Raw genomic sequence first — 16,126 nt, 5'->3', positions numbered from 1 at the left:
AAACCCTCCTGTCAGCCCAGCGTTGGCATGGAGAACGCGGCCCCTGTGTCCTGCAGCATCTCCGGCCAGCGTGCGGTGACTGTTTTCATCCGGGTGTAGAAGCGCACACCATCGTTACCATGAACGTTCAGCGCACCAAAAATGGACCGCTTCCAGCCGCCAAAACTGTGGAACGCCATCGGCACCGGAATTGGAACGTTTACGCCCACCATGCCCGCCTGCACTTCTTCGCAGAAGCGACGTGCACAGCCGCCGTCACGTGTGAAAATTGCCGTGCCATTACCATATTCATGACGGTTAATCAGTTCCACCGCGCTGCTGTAATCTGCTACGCGCACCACAGAAAGCACCGGTCCAAAAATCTCTTCTTTATAGATGGTCATCTCCGGCGTGACGTTATCAAACAGGGTCGGCCCGACAAAATAACCCTGCTCATGGCCTTTAACGCTAAAACGTCGACCATCCACGCGCAGGCTGGCCCCCTGCGATTCCCCACTGTCGATATAACCGAGCACTTTATTACGATGTACAGAGGAGATAAGCGGCCCCATTTCATTTTCCGGTGTCTGGTCAAGACCAGGCCCGACACGCAGCGCCGCAATCTGTTTTTCCAGTCTCGAGCACAGCTCATCTGCCGTTTTATTCCCTACCGCCAGCACGACCGAAAGCGCCATGCAGCGTTCACCCGCCGCGCCGTAAGCGGCCCCCATAATGGCGTTGGTTGCCATATCCATGTCGGCATCCGGCATTAAAATGCAGTGATTTTTAGCGCCACCTAACGCCTGGCAACGCTTACCGTGGGCCGATGCCGTCTGATAAATGTATTCCGCAATCGGCGTAGAGCCGACAAAGCTCACGGCCTGCACACGCGGGTCAGTTAACAGCACGTCAACGGACTCTTTGTCCCCCTGCACGACGTTGAACACGCCGTCCGGCAATCCGGCTTCTTGCAGCAGTTTGGCCAGAGCCAGGGCGAGAGAAGGGTCTTTTTCTGAGGGTTTCAGCACGAAGGTATTCCCTGTTGCCAGCGCGATGGGGAACATCCACATCGGTACCATTGCCGGAAAGTTAAACGGCGTGATCCCGACGCAAACCCCGAGCGGTTGCATCAGCGAATGGCTATCGACGCCGGTCCCTACGTTGGCTGAGTGTTCGCCCTTTTGCAGATGTGGGATGCCACAGGCAAACTCCACCACTTCCAGGCCGCGGGTCAGCTCACCAACTGCGTCAGAGAATACCTTGCCATGCTCTTCGCTGATGATGCGAGCCAGCCTCTCCATGTTTTCTTCCAACAGCGCCTTAAAGCGGAACATCACTCGCGCACGTTTTAACGGAGAATGGCGCGCCCACCCGGGGAATGCGTCGTGCGCTGCCGCAATGGCCTGCTCGGTTTCCTGTGTCGTACTCATCACCACCTGGCGGATCTGTTCGCCGGTGGCCGGGTTGAAGATTGCCTGAACGCGCTGGCCTGAACCGGTGACACATTCGCCGTGGATAAAATTCGCTACTGTCTCCATCCTTAACCTCTCGCTGTTGATACGTGACTGTTACCTGAACACTGTTATCTGTGTACTATATATGAAACAAACATTCCATTTTAAGTTGAAATAAAATAAATAATGATTAATGTGATCAAGGATGGGTTTTTATGTTAACAAGCGGAATCGCATGATTAGCGTGCACTGGCATAACGTTTCAGCGGACGACAAGCCTGAAGCTTTTGTTTCGTTTTTACAGCCAGATGAATGAGTGACATTTCAAAGACGCGGTTTTGCGTTTAGAATCATAAAACTATGTACCAGGAGGTAAAATGACAACAGCAACCAGCCTGAACGAGCTGCAGCAGCAAATCCGCGATCGCTACGATAGCCTGAGTAAGAGGCTGCAGCAGGTGTCCCGCTATGTGCTGGATAATACCAATAGCGTGGCCTTTGATACGGTTGCCGTCATTGCTGAACGTGCCGGAGTGCCACCCTCTACGCTTATCCGCTTCGCCAACGCCTTTGACTTCACCGGCTTCAACGAAATGAAACAGCTGTTTCGTATGAACCTGGTAGAGGAAACCGCCAGCTACAGCGACCGCGCGCGCATGTTCCGTGAGATGGAAAGCGAAGCCGTACCGGAAACCCCGCTCGATATCCTGCAGGAGTTCGCCCGTTCGAATACCCAGGCGCTCCAGCAGTTGGCAGCCCGTGCCGAACCTGAAATGCTGGAACGCGCCGTACAATTGCTGGCAGAAGCCGACACCATTTACATTGCAGGTCTGCGTCGTTCGTTTAGCGTAGCAGCCTATCTTACCTACGCGCTGAGCCATCTTGAATGTCGCCCTATTTTGCTCGACGGAATGGGCGGAATGCTGCGCGAGCAGATTAACCGCATCAAAGCGCAGGATATCGTGGTGTCGATTAGCTTCTCGCCTTATGCGGAAGAAACGGTGATGGTCAGCGAAACTGCGGCCAATGCCGGCGCGCGCCAGATCGTGATTACCGACAGCCAGATAAGCCCGCTGGCCACATTCAGCGATCTCTGCTTTGTGGTGAAAGAGGCGCAGGTTGACGCGTTTCGATCCCAGTCTGCGACGCTGTGCCTGGTGCAGTCGCTAGTGGTGGCTCTGGCTTACCGTCTGGGTGACGGGAGTAATGAACGCGGTCATTCTGTCGGGTGATGAGCACCGCAAAAATTGACGTTCCGCTTTATTACATTCCCGCCAGCGTGACGTGAAACCGTGATGCCAGCCGTTACTTTTATGGTCGTTGAAAATATCGCCCTCATTCAGCGACCAGATAAAATACAATCCGTTATTACCATAAGCTACAATTATATTAATATTAGATAATCAACAATGCGCATGCTGACAATAATACGCAAAGGTTTACTATAGACCTGTCTTTTTTAAGCAGGAAAGTAAAATGAAAAATACAAAAGGGTTGATGATTATTGCCCTTGCTTTCACCCTGGCATCATGTGCTTCCATTCCTGAGAATATCAAAGGTAATAATCAACCCGATATCCAAAAAAACTTTATCTCCGTGCATAACCAGCCCGGTTTATATACCGGTCAACAGGCTCGCTTTGGTGGTAAAGTCATCAATGTGATTAACACCAAAAATGATACGTTGCTGGAAATCGCCGTTTTGCCACTGAACGACTCTGCTAAGCCACAAATAGACGCGAGCTATCAGGGACGTATTCTTGCCCAGCAGAAAGGTTTCCTCGATCCGGTAAACTACAGAAACCATTTCGTGACCATTTTGGGAACAATTCAAGGAGATGAGTCAGGATTCATCAACAAAGTCCCGTACAACTTTGTTAAAGTTGATTTACAAGGAATTCAGGTTTGGCATTTAACTGAGTCTGTCAACACCACCTATAACATGTGGGATTATGGATACGGCGCATTCTGGCCTGAGCCGATGTGGGGAGCGCCTTACTACGCCAATACAGTCACTCAGGTAACTCCGGAGCTAGTGAAATAATCCCAGAGGTAAGATGGCGCGACTATATTCCGGAGTCAGGTGTTGGCAAACAACCCTTCTCATCACCCCGCGTTTATCTTATTGCGCCATCCTGCTTCATGAGATCCTTCGCTTAACATGCATTCTTCCTGTTACATATAATTTTTAACCGCTAATTCTTTAGCGAAGAAATGGGCTTTACCCTTCTCATGCCTGACCATCTTTTGTTATTTACCGACAACTCCCCCACCCTGCATGCAATAAAAGAACATTTGTGTTTATACATTATTCAGGGATTACTATGAACAGAAAATGCTTACTGTTGATACCATTATTCTTTAGTAGCGTCATCATCACCGCCTGCGATAATAAACCTGCAGTAAAAACCGCCATGGAGCCCGAGGTCGGCGTTGTTACCTTAGCGCCCTCCTCAGTAAATATTAAAAGTGAACTTCCGGGTCGCGCGCTTGCGTTCGAGATCGCCGAAATCCGCCCTCAGGTTGGTGGGATCATCATAAAACGCAACTTTGTTGAAGGTGATAAAGTCAGCAAAGGAGAATCACTGTATCAAATTGATCCAGCCCCGCTGCAGGCACGACTGGACTCAGCCAAAGGCGCGTTGGCAAAGGCACAGGCTACCGCCAATAATGTTCGTCTGACACTCAATCGGCAGTCAGCGTTAATAAAATCTAATTACGTCAGCCGCCAGGACTATGACACGACGCGTTCACAGCTTAATGAAGCGCAAGCCAATGTTGCCGTCGCTATAGCGGATCTTGAACAAGCCACCATCAATCTTCGATACGCCAATGTTACCTCGCCCATTGATGGCATTAGCGGCAAATCTTCCGTGACCGTGGGTGCCCTGGTTACTGCCAATCAGGAAAACGCGCTGGTTACCGTTCAGAGATTAGATCCGATTTATGTTGATTTAACCCAGTCAGTACAGGACTTCTTACGCCTGAAAGAAGAGAAAGCCAACGGCCAAATCGCCCAGCAACAAGGCAAAATTCCGGTTGAACTGATGCTGGAAAACGGCAAGCCCTATCGCCATACCGGTACGCTTGAGTTTTCCGATCCCGCTGTTGATGAGACCACCGGTTCGGTAACCCTGCGCGCCGTATTTCCCAATCCTGAAGGTGAAATTTTACCCGGTATGTATGTCACGGCGTTGCTGGACGAAGGCAGTCAACAAAACGTGTTGATGGTCCCCCAGCAAGGAATTACGCATAACGAGCAAGGAAAAGCCACCGCGCTGATCCTTGACCAGGAAAACGTAGTGCAACTGCGTGAAATAAACGCAGTGAAGGCCGTTGGTAATCAATGGTTAGTGACCGCGGGATTACATCCTGGCGATCGGGTCATTGTGTCCGGATTACAAAGAATTCGTCCGGGAATCAAAGCCCGGGTCCTCCCTTCAAAACTGAACACACCTGACACGGTAGCTGAACAGTAATATTTCAGGCATTAAGGACACTTTCTTCATGGCCAACTTTTTTATTGAGCGCCCGGTTTTCGCCTGGGTGCTCGCTATTATCATGATGTTTACGGGCGGTATCGCGATAATGAACCTGCCTGTCGCCCAATATCCACAAATTGCGCCCCCAACCATTACCATCAGCGCTGCCTACCCAGGGGCTGACGCAAAGACCGTTGAAGACTCCGTCACCCAGGTGATTGAACAGAATATGAATGGTCTTGATGGCCTGATGTATATGTCATCCACCAGCGATGCGGCAGGTAATGCCTCGATTATCCTGACCTTCAAAACGGGTACGTCACCCGATATTGCGCAGGTTCAGGTACAGAATAAACTGCAGCTGGCGATGCCTTCCTTGCCACAGGAAGTACAACAGCAAGGGATCAGCGTTGATAAATCCAGCAGCAATATCTTAATGGTTGCCGGTTTTATCTCTGATAATAACAGCCTGAGCCAATATGATATTGCCGACTATGTAGCCTCGAACATTAAAGATCCGCTAAGCCGCACTGCCGGGGTGGGGAGCGTACAGTTATTCGGTTCGCAATACGCCATGCGCATCTGGTTGGATCCACAAAAGCTCGACAAGTATAACCTCACTCCCGAGGACGTCATTACCCAGCTCAAAGTGCAGAATAATCAGATATCTGGCGGGCAGTTGGGGGGTATGCCTCAGTCAGCCGATCAGCAGTTAAATGCGTCGATAATCGTCCAGACGCGTCTGCAAACGACCGATGAATTTGGCAAGATCTTCCTTAAAGTTCAGCAAGATGGTTCTCAGGTTCTGCTGCGCGATGTCGCGCGCATTGAGCTGGGTGCAGAAAATTATGCAACGGTTGCACGTTACAACGGCAAACCCGCCGCCGGGATTGCGATTAAACTTGCCGCTGGTGCCAATGCCCTGGCAACGTCCCAGGCGGTCAAACAAGAGCTGAACAGATTATCGGCCTGGTTTCCGGCCAGTATGAAAACCGTTTATCCCTATGACACCACGCCGTTTATCGAGATTTCGATTCAGGGTGTTTTTCATACTTTGATCGAGGCAATCATTCTGGTATTCCTCGTCATGCATCTGTTTTTGCAGAGTTTCCGTGCGACGCTTATCCCCACTATCGCCGTTCCGGTGGTTATCCTCGGAACCTTTGCAATACTCGACGTCGCCGGTTTTTCGATTAACACGCTCACGATGTTTGGCATGGTGCTGGCGATAGGGCTGTTAGTCGATGATGCCATCGTGGTGGTTGAGAACGTAGAACGTATTATTGCCGAAGAGCACTTGTCACCAAAAGCGGCGACGCATAAAGCGATGGGTCAGCTCCAGAGAGCACTGGTCGGTATTGCCGTCGTCTTATCCGCCGTGTTTATGCCAATGGCATTTATGAGCGGGGCAACGGGTGAGATTTTCCGTCAGTTTTCCATCACCTTGATCTCCTCCATGCTACTGTCGGTATTTGTGGCAATGAGCCTGACGCCTGCACTTTGCGCTATGTTGTTGAAATCCCACGAAGGAGAAAAGGAAAACACACATTTTCTGTTTACCCGTTTCAATCACTTCATGGAGAAATGCACTCAGCACTACACGGACAGCACCCGTAGACTGCTACGTCGCACAGGCCGTTATATGGTCGTCTATTTAGTCATTGGCGCGGGCATGATTGTGCTGTTTTTACGCACTCCGACCTCGTTTCTGCCTGAAGAAGATCAAGGGGTATTCATGACCACGGCACAATTGCCTTCGGGTTCAACGATGGTGAACACCAGTAAAGTGCTCGGGGAAATAACCGACTACTACCTGACGAAAGAGCAGAAAAACGTTGCTTCAGTTTTCACCGTCGGCGGATTTGGTTTCAGCGGCCAGGGACAAAACAACGGTCTGGCGTTTATCAGCCTGAAGCCCTGGTCAGAACGCGTTGGCGAAGAAAACTCGGTTACCGCCATTATTCGACGGGCCATGATGGCCTTAAGCGCCATCAATAATGCCGTCGTTTATCCGTTCAATTTACCGGCGGTCGCAGAATTGGGCACCGCATCAGGGTTTGATATGGAGCTGCTGGATAACGGTAATCTTGGGCATGAAAAAATGATGCAGGCGCGGAACCAGCTTCTGGCTTTGGCCAACCAGTCATCCGGTGAGGTCGACGGGGTGCGTCCGAACGGTCTGGAAGATACACCGATGTTCCGCATTCACGTCAACGCCAAAAAGGCTGAAGCTATGGGCGTTGCGTTATCGGATATTAATCAGACCATCTCCACCGCGTTTGGTAGTCGCTATGTCAATGATTTCCTGAACCAGGGGCGCGTAAAAAAAGTGTATGTCCAGGCCGATACGCCGTTCCGTATGTTGCCGGACAATATCAACCACTGGTACGTACGTAACGCCTCCGGTTCCATGACGCCGCTCTCCGCCTACTCATCCACCGAGTGGACCTACGGTTCTCCTCGCCTTGAACGCTACAACGGCCAACCAGCAATGGAAATTCTGGGCCAGCCGGTTGAAGGGAAAAGCAGCGGTGATGCGATGAAATTTATGGCATCGCTGATTAATAAACTGCCCGCAGGCGTCGGCTATGCCTGGACCGGTCTGTCTTATCAGGAGGCGCTATCCACAAACCAGGCACCAATGCTGTACGGCATTTCGCTGATCGTCGTGTTTCTGGCGCTGGCGGCACTGTATGAAAGCTGGTCGATCCCGTTCTCGGTGATGCTGGTTGTGCCAATCGGGGTGGTCGGCGCTTTGCTGGCTACCGATCTGCGTGGCCTGAGCAATGATGTTTATTTCCAGGTCGGCCTGCTCACCACCATGGGGCTGTCGGCTAAAAACGCCATTCTGATCGTCGAGTTTGCCGTCGAGATTATGCAGAAAGAAGGGAAAACGCCGCTTGAGGCTGCGGTGGAAGCCGCGCAAATGCGCTTACGTCCAATTCTGATGACCTCACTGGCCTTCATCCTGGGGGTTATTCCACTGGCAATAAGCAACGGCGCGGGCTCTGGTGCGCAAAATGCCGTCGGTACGGGGGTTATCGGTGGGATGCTGGCCGCGACGGTACTGGCAATCTATTTTGTTCCAGTGTTCTTTGTCCTCGTTGAAAATACGTTAGCGCGATTTAAAGCTCGACGCTGATCCCCTGCCCTATCCCTGGGTTTAGATTATTAAATTCCCAGGGATGGGGCTTCGTTTGTCAGGTCTACGGTTATTAGCGGGCACGGCTATCCAGCGAGTTTCTCGTGGATAGCAGGGTAAGCATTACGCGGATTTTTTATAAGGAACGACTGAGGGTAGGAACAGAGGTTGTCAATTCTAACTAAAGCCAGGCTATCAAAACGGTTAATCAATAGTGCAGACCGGAACCTTTCAGATTTACAGCCAGTTCACCCAGTTTTGTATTCGGATGCTGATGGCACATTTTAACCATTTTCGGTACAGCTTCCGTTTCCACCTCATGCAGGGGAACATAATCATCGCCTTTAAAGTCAGAATTTTTATTAACAATCACAAAGGCAATTGCCGTCTTGTATTGCTGACTCATATCAACAAATTCTTTACAGGTCATATCTTGTGGCGCAGCTTCCGTTGCCTGAGTAGCAAAAGCACGGGTCATTGGTGCCATAACAGAGGTCACAAGAATAGCTGCAGAAACCATCATCTTAATATTCACTATGCGCTCCAGAGTTAGCATTAATTTTTATCGGCGAGCTTATCAGTTTTAACCAGCGTCGCATTTCTACGCAGACTGATAAAAGCTAAAGAACTAAAGATCATCTCGACACCAATAAAAATTGAGGTAAATACATACGATCTGTCGGGATCCATATTCAGCCATACGCCGGCAATAAGCAGGTCAAAAATACCAATAAAAATGTTCCATCCATAACCCGGGCTACGAAACAGTTTGACCCCAGAGGCGATACGAAAAATCCCCCCCAGAATAAACAGGCAGCAAAATACCATTGCCAGTGAATTCATGCCTATCACAGGATTCACGAGGAAACAGTAACCCAGCAGTAACCACGCGATAGCAAAAAAGGCATAGGTAAATTTGGCTTTCAATTGCTTTTTACCTGAACTAAACAGGCTATAAATAGAATAGAAACCACATACCAGGAACATAAAACCGGTTGCATAGCTTAAATAAACACCTGCAGCAATCGGATAAATCAAGCAGCAGATGCCACAAATCAACATCAACACCGCCATAATCGTCGCGTGCTTTTTATAATGAACGAGTGTTTTTTCATTAAACGCTCTCAGGCTACGCTGATTAAAAACAAACATACATCCTCCGTTATACATAAACGCAATGTAACCTGTTGACACAAGAATTATTACTCACTCAACATATGTTACTTACAGTGGAATGATAAGACTTCCACTAAGGAAGCGTATATAAGAACAAGAGAATGTCGCTATGCGTATATTCCTACACATGTCAGACATCTGACACTTGTAGGATTAAACGGTCATTATTCTATCTTGGCTCTGATTCCTCTCTTTAACATTATTTAATATGCTTATTGCGTTTGGTGACATATACCAAATTTATTCAGGAGAAAGTAATGAAAAAGATTATTCTTGCGGGTGTGCTTGCAACCATGATGGGTTCAGCACCAGTGATGGCTGCTACTGCTACCACAACCACTCCGGCGCAAGCTGCTACCGCAAATGTACAAAAAGAAGCTGCCGATGTTATGCAGGTCGCAGTGCAAGGCGCAAATGCGATGCGTGATATTCAGCTTGCTCGTCTGGCCCTGTTTCATGGACAGCCTGACAGCGCTAAAAAATTAACCGATGACGCGGCTTCCCTGCTGGCAGGCGACAGCAAAGATTGGGCGAAATTTGTAAAAGCTGCGCCTAAAGCCAAGATGATTGACGATCAGTACGTGGTTATTAACGCTACGGTCGCGCTGTCAGAAGACTATATTGCGACTCCGGCCAAAGAATCCGCTATCAAAACAGCGAATGGCAAAATGGCCAAAGGCGACTGGAAAGGTGCAGTGGATACTCTGCAACTGGCTGGTATCAGCGTGCTTCAGACCCAATACCTGATGCCTCTGAATCAGACTCGTAAAGCCGTTGCTAGCGCGCAAAAACTGCTGACTTCCGGTAAATACTATGAAGCAAACCTTGTGTTAAAAGGTGCTGAAGATGGCATTGTGGTCGATAGCGAGATGATCGGCGCAGGCCAGTAGTACTCAGCACTACGGAGTGTTGAACCAGGACTTTCTCTCCTGATCGGGCAGCTACAGCTACCCGATCAGGGGGATTAATGGCTAATCAGACTGTCTATCTCAATCTCAATTTCCCGCATAACAGCAATAATCTTCTGCAATGCCTCCTCGCGTTCTGACAGAGAAAGATCGTCATGTCGTCTGGATTCGAAAGGTTCGCACAGGTTCTGTAGCGCAGTGATACCCAGAATTTGCGCCGAGCCATGCAACCGGTGAAGGGCTCGCAAAAACAGCTGAGGTTCATCTTGCAGAACGGCTTTCTCAGCCGCTTGTATATCATTCAGCGTTGCCTCGCGAAATGTCTCGAGAATCTCGTTCATCAGTGTGCGATCGCCGCCGGTATTTTCCGTCAACACATTGAATTTCAAATGCCGGATTGTACAAGGAGACGCATAACCGGTTTCGATTTTACTCAATTCATGGGTCAGTGTCTGAATCGACACAGGCTTGAACAGGCACAAGTTCATACCATTTTGCAGGCATCGATCGCGTGACTGTGGAAGTGCGCTGGCCGTCAGTCCCCATATTTGTAAATTCGGCTGTTGACGACGTAGCGAAGCCGCGAGATCAAACCCGTCTTTTTTCGGCATATTTACATCAGTTATCAGCAGATCGTACGATTTCTTCGCCAGTTTGGCTTCTGCTTCCTCCCCATCACATGCTTCATCCACGCTGTAGCCAATGGCATTCAACTGTCGCTTGAGCAGCAGGCGATTGGTTGGATTATCGTCAGCTATCAAAATAGACAGACACGGAAGCGGTAACAGAGTACCGGGCGCATCGCCATCCGATACAATCGACTGACGAGCCGTTTCAACCGGCAGCGTTATGGTAAACGTGGTTCCTTGCAACGGGACGCTCATCAACTCCAGCGTCCCGCCCATCAACGTCACCAGTTCTTTGCAGATAAATAACCCAAGACCGGAACCGGTTTGTTGACGCCCGCAGCGTCCCTGAGCGTAACGCTGAAACAGCCCCGCCTGCTCATCTTCACTAATCCCGCAACCGGTGTCGCTAATGGCGATGGTCAGGGTACCGTGATTCTCCCCCTCAGGCGTCAAGCGGGCCGTCACATGAATGCTGCCCTGCTCGGTAAACTTCAACGCATTACCCACCAGGTTGGTGAGAATTTGCCGCAAAGCCTGCTGATCGACAAATACCCGCTCGTTCGCCGGCAACTGGCTAACGCAGGCAAGCGTAATGCCTTTCTGTCTGGCTAAGGCATCGAAAGAGTGGCACTGCAATTCAATGAGTTGCGAGAGATCCGTCCATTGAGGAACAACCTGGTATTTACCAGACTCAATCTTATCCACATCCAGAATCTTACCGATCAGTCCAAGCAATGACTGGGCCGTCGCCCCGGTAAGGGCAATCGCCTCTTTTCGCTGTGCCGGGCTGAGTTCTGAACTCGACAGTAATTCCACAAAGCCAACAATCGAACTTACCGGAGTACGTAATTCATGGCTCATACTCGCCAGAAAGCGACTTTTGGCCTTGGTTGCTTCAATCGCTTTATTCTTTTCGTTTTCCAGTTCTTGAGATAATGCTTCTTTGAGATGAAGCTGCTCTTCCAGTAGCCGCTGCGATTGTTTCCTTTTATTTACCTCACGGGAGAGTGAGATCCCCCAGATCAGGCTAATTGCTATCAGCAGCAGCGCGAATATCCCCAGTTGATAGAACTGTTTGCTATATCGACTCCAGAAATCGACCTGCGTATTGGAAATTTTCGACCACCTCTCCGTCATCTGCAAAATTTCACGTGGCGGTATGGCCTGTAGCGCTTTATCCATAACAGACTTCAACATCGGCTCGCGGGGAGAGATTGCAAAACTTACCGACGCACCAGGCATATCTGGAAGCCTAAAAAAGTGCATATTTTTCTGGTAGTAATGATCGACCATAAATCTTGCCGACAATTCGGTAGCGATTGCCGCATCAACGCTGCCCTCCTTAACCATGGCCATCGCAACACTGCCAGTATCCGCATTCACCCAAGTCGCCTGCGGATAGCGTTGCTTCAGCTCGCTTTCCAGCACATGCCCGGCAGGCAAAGCAATGCGTATCGGCTTCTCCAGTAGCGATTCGGCGGTTTCCTCACGGGAAGTGATCATCACAAATGCCACATTCATCAGCGGATCGCTAAAGGCCGAATTGCTCGGGTTTTGATGAGTTAGCGTGATAGTGGGATACATATCCCACTGTTCGCCGCTTATTTGCTTTGTCTGCTCACTTTTGGAGCTAGCTAAAATGGGTTCAAAATCGAGCCCCGTTTGCAGATGAATAATATTCAGCAAATCACCAATAATACCGCGTAACTCACCACTGCGATCGACCAGCGTATAGGGCGAGTAATCTGGGTTGATTAAAATGCGGATAACATGCTTTTTCTTCAACCACGCTTTTTCCTGATCGGTGAAAGGAATAGGCGCATTCAGATAGGCAAGGTTGCCGCGGTTCAGCCAGTTCTGCATGACTTGCATATGAATTTCATTACTGATTGACGTAATGAAACCATCAAGAATATTTCTTAATACAGGCTGATCTTCGTTAACGACAAAATAATTATATTGTTCTTGCTTATCAAAGTAGTGCGTAATAACCAGTGATTGTGAGAAGTATCGAGAGATACAATGACTGCTGGTGATATTGTTACCAATATAATATTGGTTATCGCCATTCACTACCGACGCCATAGCCTGATACTCATCGTCATAAAATGAGACTTTAGCCTCAGGAAAAGCCCCCTGGATAACATCGAGAAAAGGGCAATCCCGCACACACGCGACGCTAACCTGATGGTTCGTGGTCAGCGGCAGCAGAGTGTTTTTTAGCGATGTTACAAGCGTCGGCCACGTGGTCAGCAATGCCGAAGTACGCAACAAATTCCCGCCAACATCCTGGCGTCGGGACAGTTGGGTTATCAGCGTATCAACATCGTTATTGGCGAGCGCGGCCAGCGCCTCTTGCTCATTATCATACTGCTTTATAATGATTTTTAGATTGAGGTTCTTTTGCATTAACGCAAGGTAATCCGCGTTGACACCCCGATAATATTCACCGCTATTTTGATAAACAATGGGGGAGACTTCCGGTAACCAGGTGCCAACAACCAAGGTTTTTTTATGCGCTAACCAGTTTGTTTCTTCCCTGTTCAAGCCGATATTTTGCACTGAGGTATTATAGTTACTTTTTAGCTCAACTTGCCGAGCTGAGCTTACACCCGTAGACAACCCGATGGTAAAGATGACCATCAAAAAAATAAAAAAGCGTTCCAGCATTACTCTATCCTATTTTATTTCTCTGCGCATAATCATAAATTTCCATTAATGATGAACAATCTAATTTTTCCATCAACCGGCTTTTATAGGTACTTACCGTTTTATTACTGATATTCATTTTGCTGGCAATTGTGCTGTAATCCATGCCATTAAGGATATAACGCAATACTCTCATTTCCTGGTTCGACAACGTATCAAGCTTATCCTGCTCGCTGACGGATGAACCAGTAAAGTGCTCAAGGGAAAAGGGAAAATAGCTATAGCCATTTTTTGCTGCTTCAATTGCGGCAAGAATATTATTCATACCTTCTTTTTTACTCACAAATCCGTTAGCACCGTATTCGGCGCTACGTTTGCCGTAAAAAAATTCATTTTTGGCTGAAATGATAATGATTACACCAGCATAGTGCCGCTTTCTCAGCTGCTCCAGCACTTCGATGCCACTGATACCCGGAATATCCACATCGATAATCAACAGCTCCGGTTTGGTTTTTTCAACGGTTTGAACCACTTGATCTCCACTGTCGAGTTCGGTGGTCACAGCGATACCATTGGTATCGAGTAAGTTGCGGATGGCAATGCGAGCCAATGGGTGATCGTCAACGATTATCGCGTTCATTGCGTATAAGAATCCCGATAAATAAAGAGAGGCGATGGCTATAGAGCAGATGAGTCTTCAATATTATGTTTTATAAACGCAAGACTTTAAGAGGAAAATTCTAGCATAGCCACGCGTATATTTTATTATTTTTTCATAATCCGAATGAATAAATCATAAAAATAACATTTCGATTTACAAAAATTAAACTTTAAACCTTTGTAAATATCAAATCATTAACACAACGTAAAGGAAAATTCCTACACATGTAGGACAGGTCTTTCATTTATTAGGGTTCATTCTTAACAAAGTTATTAATATCAATAGCGTAGTAAGCATGAGAACCGTAAAAATACGGAAAATGCCCCTCATCTGACGATCATTCCGTTAGGGTGGCATGGTGGAAAACCGCCATCAAATGGCCGCTTACGTTGAACATTCCTATGCACATTTCTATGCCAGCAACTTTACATTAAAAACAAATATTATTTTTCAATACGTTGCCTACGACAGTTTTTTGTTAATTTTATTTCTATATGAAATTATCCTACACTTGTCTTTATGCTTAAATAGAGCAGAAACAGCGCATTTCAAATTTCCAGGTTACATCGATGCGCTGCTAAAAAAATAAGATAGAGCATTTTTTCATACTTTCGGGTGATAACAATTTTACTAACCTGAATTTTGGAGAAACTGTAAATCCAGAAGGATCGTACACTGGCACAACCTGGCGGGAAGAAAAACCGGCCAACGTTAAAAGCACCACTTTCACATTCTAAGGAGAAAAATAGGTTACCAGAACAGCAACTTACGCTTCTCTTCTGGTAGTAAGCAAAGCAATTGATTGATGGCGTATAGCAAAATGAATCAAATACGAGAATCATTAAACAATGTTGTATTCCCTGACACAATGCCTGACGCATGGCCTTATCAATCCTGGTGTTCACCTGAAAATATTGATACCGATATTACATGGTACTCATTTACTGAGCTGGATTTGATGATCGAAGCCTGGTTGGGTAAAGACTCTCTCATCCCGGTGAACAAAACCGTATGGGGTTTTGTGAACGAAAATGAACCATTAATCCAGATAGTTATCCACGAAGATATTGCATATATTGCAATTAATCACAGATTCTATTCATGGGTAATTATTGTTGCAGGAACATACAACTTAAACATCAGTCTCGATCTTGCCTCCATATTTAAACACACAGCCTTAGCCGATACAGCGCTATGTATTATAGCCAATCGCGTTGACATACATTCAGTAGAGGTATCTCTTAACACCGCCCGCTCTTTTATGAACTTCGTTTTCTTTCATGAATTGGTTCATTTGATGTGTTGCCAGCATCAATACATCAAGATGAATGGCAACCAACTTCCGTATGTCAGGACCATGGAGTTTATTGCCGACTTTCTAGCGTACGAACATTCACTCATGCCTGTAACTTACGAATATACCGTACAAAAAGACAACTGGGATCTGCAGATGAGTACCGCTCGATGCCTTGGCTTTGTCATCACGTCCTATTTCATCATTAAGACGAAACAGATCAACAAGTTAAATCTATATCCATCCATAAATGAAAGAACCACCTTGTTGCTGAGTTATATATTATCGCCATCTTTAACGCGGAGTGAACGGGAGGGATTACTGCTAAAATATGAAGCCAGTGGAATAATGGATGCTTATATCCGGCGAGGAAAGCTAGGATTTAATATTGGCAATAATGATTCCCTCACCTCGACTGAATATTCTGCATGTCGTTGTAATTGCAGCAAATGCAGCGCATTCGCCAACGAGATATGTAACAAGGCCAAACCATTGAACAGCGAAGTATTAAACCATATGAGCATTTATACAGAATGCTTCCCTAAAAATAAGGTTTTTTACCCCTTTCCTGTTATAGATAAAAGAGATAACAAAACATCTCATTTTTGTAGTTTACAAAATCCTATACTGTTTTCCTTAGAGAAAACGATTAAAAGATCCTCTGCATTTCTTTCAAACCGATTCCTGAGTTTCCACTAAGAGCCTAATGGGATAGGCTCTTAATCACTTATTTCCGTAATCCTTAATGTGGCT

General features: G+C 47.4%; 11 protein-coding genes. 6 read left to right on the top strand and 5 right to left on the bottom strand.

The genetic code is table 11. The features are described 5' to 3' along the window. Positions 1-11 precede the first annotated feature (11 nt). On the bottom strand, positions 12-1,517 hold the full coding sequence (locus OGX90_RS04235) for a CoA-acylating methylmalonate-semialdehyde dehydrogenase (RefSeq protein WP_071444945.1): 1,506 nt from the start codon (positions 1,515-1,517) through the stop codon (positions 12-14). A 293-nt stretch (positions 1,518-1,810) separates the two neighbouring features. On the opposite strand from OGX90_RS04235, the gene OGX90_RS04230 reads away from it, so the two are divergent. From OGX90_RS04230 to OGX90_RS04215, 4 genes are all read left to right on the top strand, one after another. Further along, positions 1,811-2,665, top strand: a complete 855-nt coding sequence (locus OGX90_RS04230) for a MurR/RpiR family transcriptional regulator (protein ID WP_234096591.1) — start codon at positions 1,811-1,813, stop codon at positions 2,663-2,665. A 244-nt stretch (positions 2,666-2,909) separates the two neighbouring features. Then, positions 2,910-3,476, top strand: coding sequence for a Slp family lipoprotein (locus tag OGX90_RS04225; protein ID WP_003826090.1), 567 nt, complete (start codon positions 2,910-2,912; stop codon positions 3,474-3,476). 280 nt (positions 3,477-3,756) lie between these two features. Next, complete coding sequence (locus tag OGX90_RS04220; RefSeq protein WP_286623221.1) at positions 3,757-4,911, top strand: efflux RND transporter periplasmic adaptor subunit; 1,155 nt, start codon at positions 3,757-3,759, stop codon at positions 4,909-4,911. A 28-nt stretch (positions 4,912-4,939) separates the two neighbouring features. Continuing rightward, the gene (locus OGX90_RS04215) at positions 4,940-8,056 is read left to right on the top strand and encodes an efflux RND transporter permease subunit (RefSeq protein ID WP_286623219.1); all 3,117 of its coding nucleotides are present in this window, start codon (positions 4,940-4,942) and stop codon (positions 8,054-8,056) included. A 208-nt stretch (positions 8,057-8,264) separates the two neighbouring features. On the opposite strand, the gene OGX90_RS04210 is transcribed toward OGX90_RS04215, so the two are convergent. Both OGX90_RS04210 and OGX90_RS04205 read right to left on the bottom strand, forming a co-directional pair. Continuing rightward, positions 8,265-8,612, bottom strand: a complete 348-nt coding sequence (locus OGX90_RS04210; protein WP_057068467.1) for an HdeA/HdeB family chaperone — start codon at positions 8,610-8,612, stop codon at positions 8,265-8,267. Continuing rightward, complete coding sequence (locus tag OGX90_RS04205; protein WP_003826082.1) at positions 8,612-9,208, bottom strand: DUF308 domain-containing protein; 597 nt, start codon at positions 9,206-9,208, stop codon at positions 8,612-8,614. The genes OGX90_RS04210 and OGX90_RS04205 overlap by 1 nt, the downstream gene beginning before the upstream one ends. Positions 9,209-9,489: 281 nt before the next feature. Between OGX90_RS04205 and OGX90_RS04200 the strand changes: the two genes are divergently transcribed. Continuing rightward, positions 9,490-10,122 (top strand): YfdX family protein, encoded by a 633-nt coding sequence (locus OGX90_RS04200; protein ID WP_003826081.1) that lies wholly within the window; start codon positions 9,490-9,492, stop codon positions 10,120-10,122. Positions 10,123-10,196: 74 nt separating this feature from the next. Here the strand turns inward: OGX90_RS04200 and OGX90_RS04195 are convergent, their stop codons facing one another. After that, positions 10,197-13,439 carry an ATP-binding protein gene (locus tag OGX90_RS04195; RefSeq protein ID WP_286623217.1) on the bottom strand — a complete coding sequence of 1,081 codons (3,243 nt, stop codon included), beginning with the start codon at positions 13,437-13,439 and terminating at the stop codon, positions 10,197-10,199. Between the two features lie 4 nt (positions 13,440-13,443). After that, complete coding sequence (gene evgA / locus OGX90_RS04190; protein WP_008785570.1) at positions 13,444-14,058, bottom strand: acid-sensing system DNA-binding response regulator EvgA; 615 nt, start codon at positions 14,056-14,058, stop codon at positions 13,444-13,446. Between the two features lie 841 nt (positions 14,059-14,899). Between evgA and OGX90_RS04185 the strand changes: the two genes are divergently transcribed. Then, positions 14,900-16,072 (top strand): hypothetical protein, encoded by a 1,173-nt coding sequence (locus OGX90_RS04185; protein WP_286623215.1) that lies wholly within the window; start codon positions 14,900-14,902, stop codon positions 16,070-16,072. Positions 16,073-16,126 lie beyond the last annotated feature (54 nt).

It is taken from the genome of Citrobacter sp. Cpo012 (assembly GCF_030333015.1).
GTDB classification, from domain to species: Bacteria; Pseudomonadota; Gammaproteobacteria; order Enterobacterales; family Enterobacteriaceae; genus Citrobacter; species Citrobacter portucalensis.
Note: the sequence above shows the minus strand (reverse complement) of the source record. Positions and strands in the feature narration are given on the sequence as shown.

What these genes read in the sequence shown, in the direction of transcription:
- OGX90_RS04235 (WP_071444945.1), bottom strand. Translation starts at nt 1,517, where the DNA reads ATGGAGACAGTAGCGAATTTTATCCACGGCGAATGTGTCACCGGTTCA.
- OGX90_RS04230 (WP_234096591.1), top strand. Translation starts at nt 1,811, where the DNA reads ATGACAACAGCAACCAGCCTGAACGAGCTGCAGCAGCAAATCCGCGAT.
- OGX90_RS04225 (WP_003826090.1), top strand. Translation starts at nt 2,910, where the DNA reads ATGAAAAATACAAAAGGGTTGATGATTATTGCCCTTGCTTTCACCCTG.
- OGX90_RS04220 (WP_286623221.1), top strand. Translation starts at nt 3,757, where the DNA reads ATGAACAGAAAATGCTTACTGTTGATACCATTATTCTTTAGTAGCGTC.
- OGX90_RS04215 (WP_286623219.1), top strand. Translation starts at nt 4,940, where the DNA reads ATGGCCAACTTTTTTATTGAGCGCCCGGTTTTCGCCTGGGTGCTCGCT.
- OGX90_RS04210 (WP_057068467.1), bottom strand. Translation starts at nt 8,612, where the DNA reads ATGCTAACTCTGGAGCGCATAGTGAATATTAAGATGATGGTTTCTGCA.
- OGX90_RS04205 (WP_003826082.1), bottom strand. Translation starts at nt 9,208, where the DNA reads ATGTTTGTTTTTAATCAGCGTAGCCTGAGAGCGTTTAATGAAAAAACA.
- OGX90_RS04200 (WP_003826081.1), top strand. Translation starts at nt 9,490, where the DNA reads ATGAAAAAGATTATTCTTGCGGGTGTGCTTGCAACCATGATGGGTTCA.
- OGX90_RS04195 (WP_286623217.1), bottom strand. Translation starts at nt 13,439, where the DNA reads ATGCTGGAACGCTTTTTTATTTTTTTGATGGTCATCTTTACCATCGGG.
- evgA (WP_008785570.1), bottom strand. Translation starts at nt 14,058, where the DNA reads ATGAACGCGATAATCGTTGACGATCACCCATTGGCTCGCATTGCCATC.
- OGX90_RS04185 (WP_286623215.1), top strand. Translation starts at nt 14,900, where the DNA reads ATGAATCAAATACGAGAATCATTAAACAATGTTGTATTCCCTGACACA.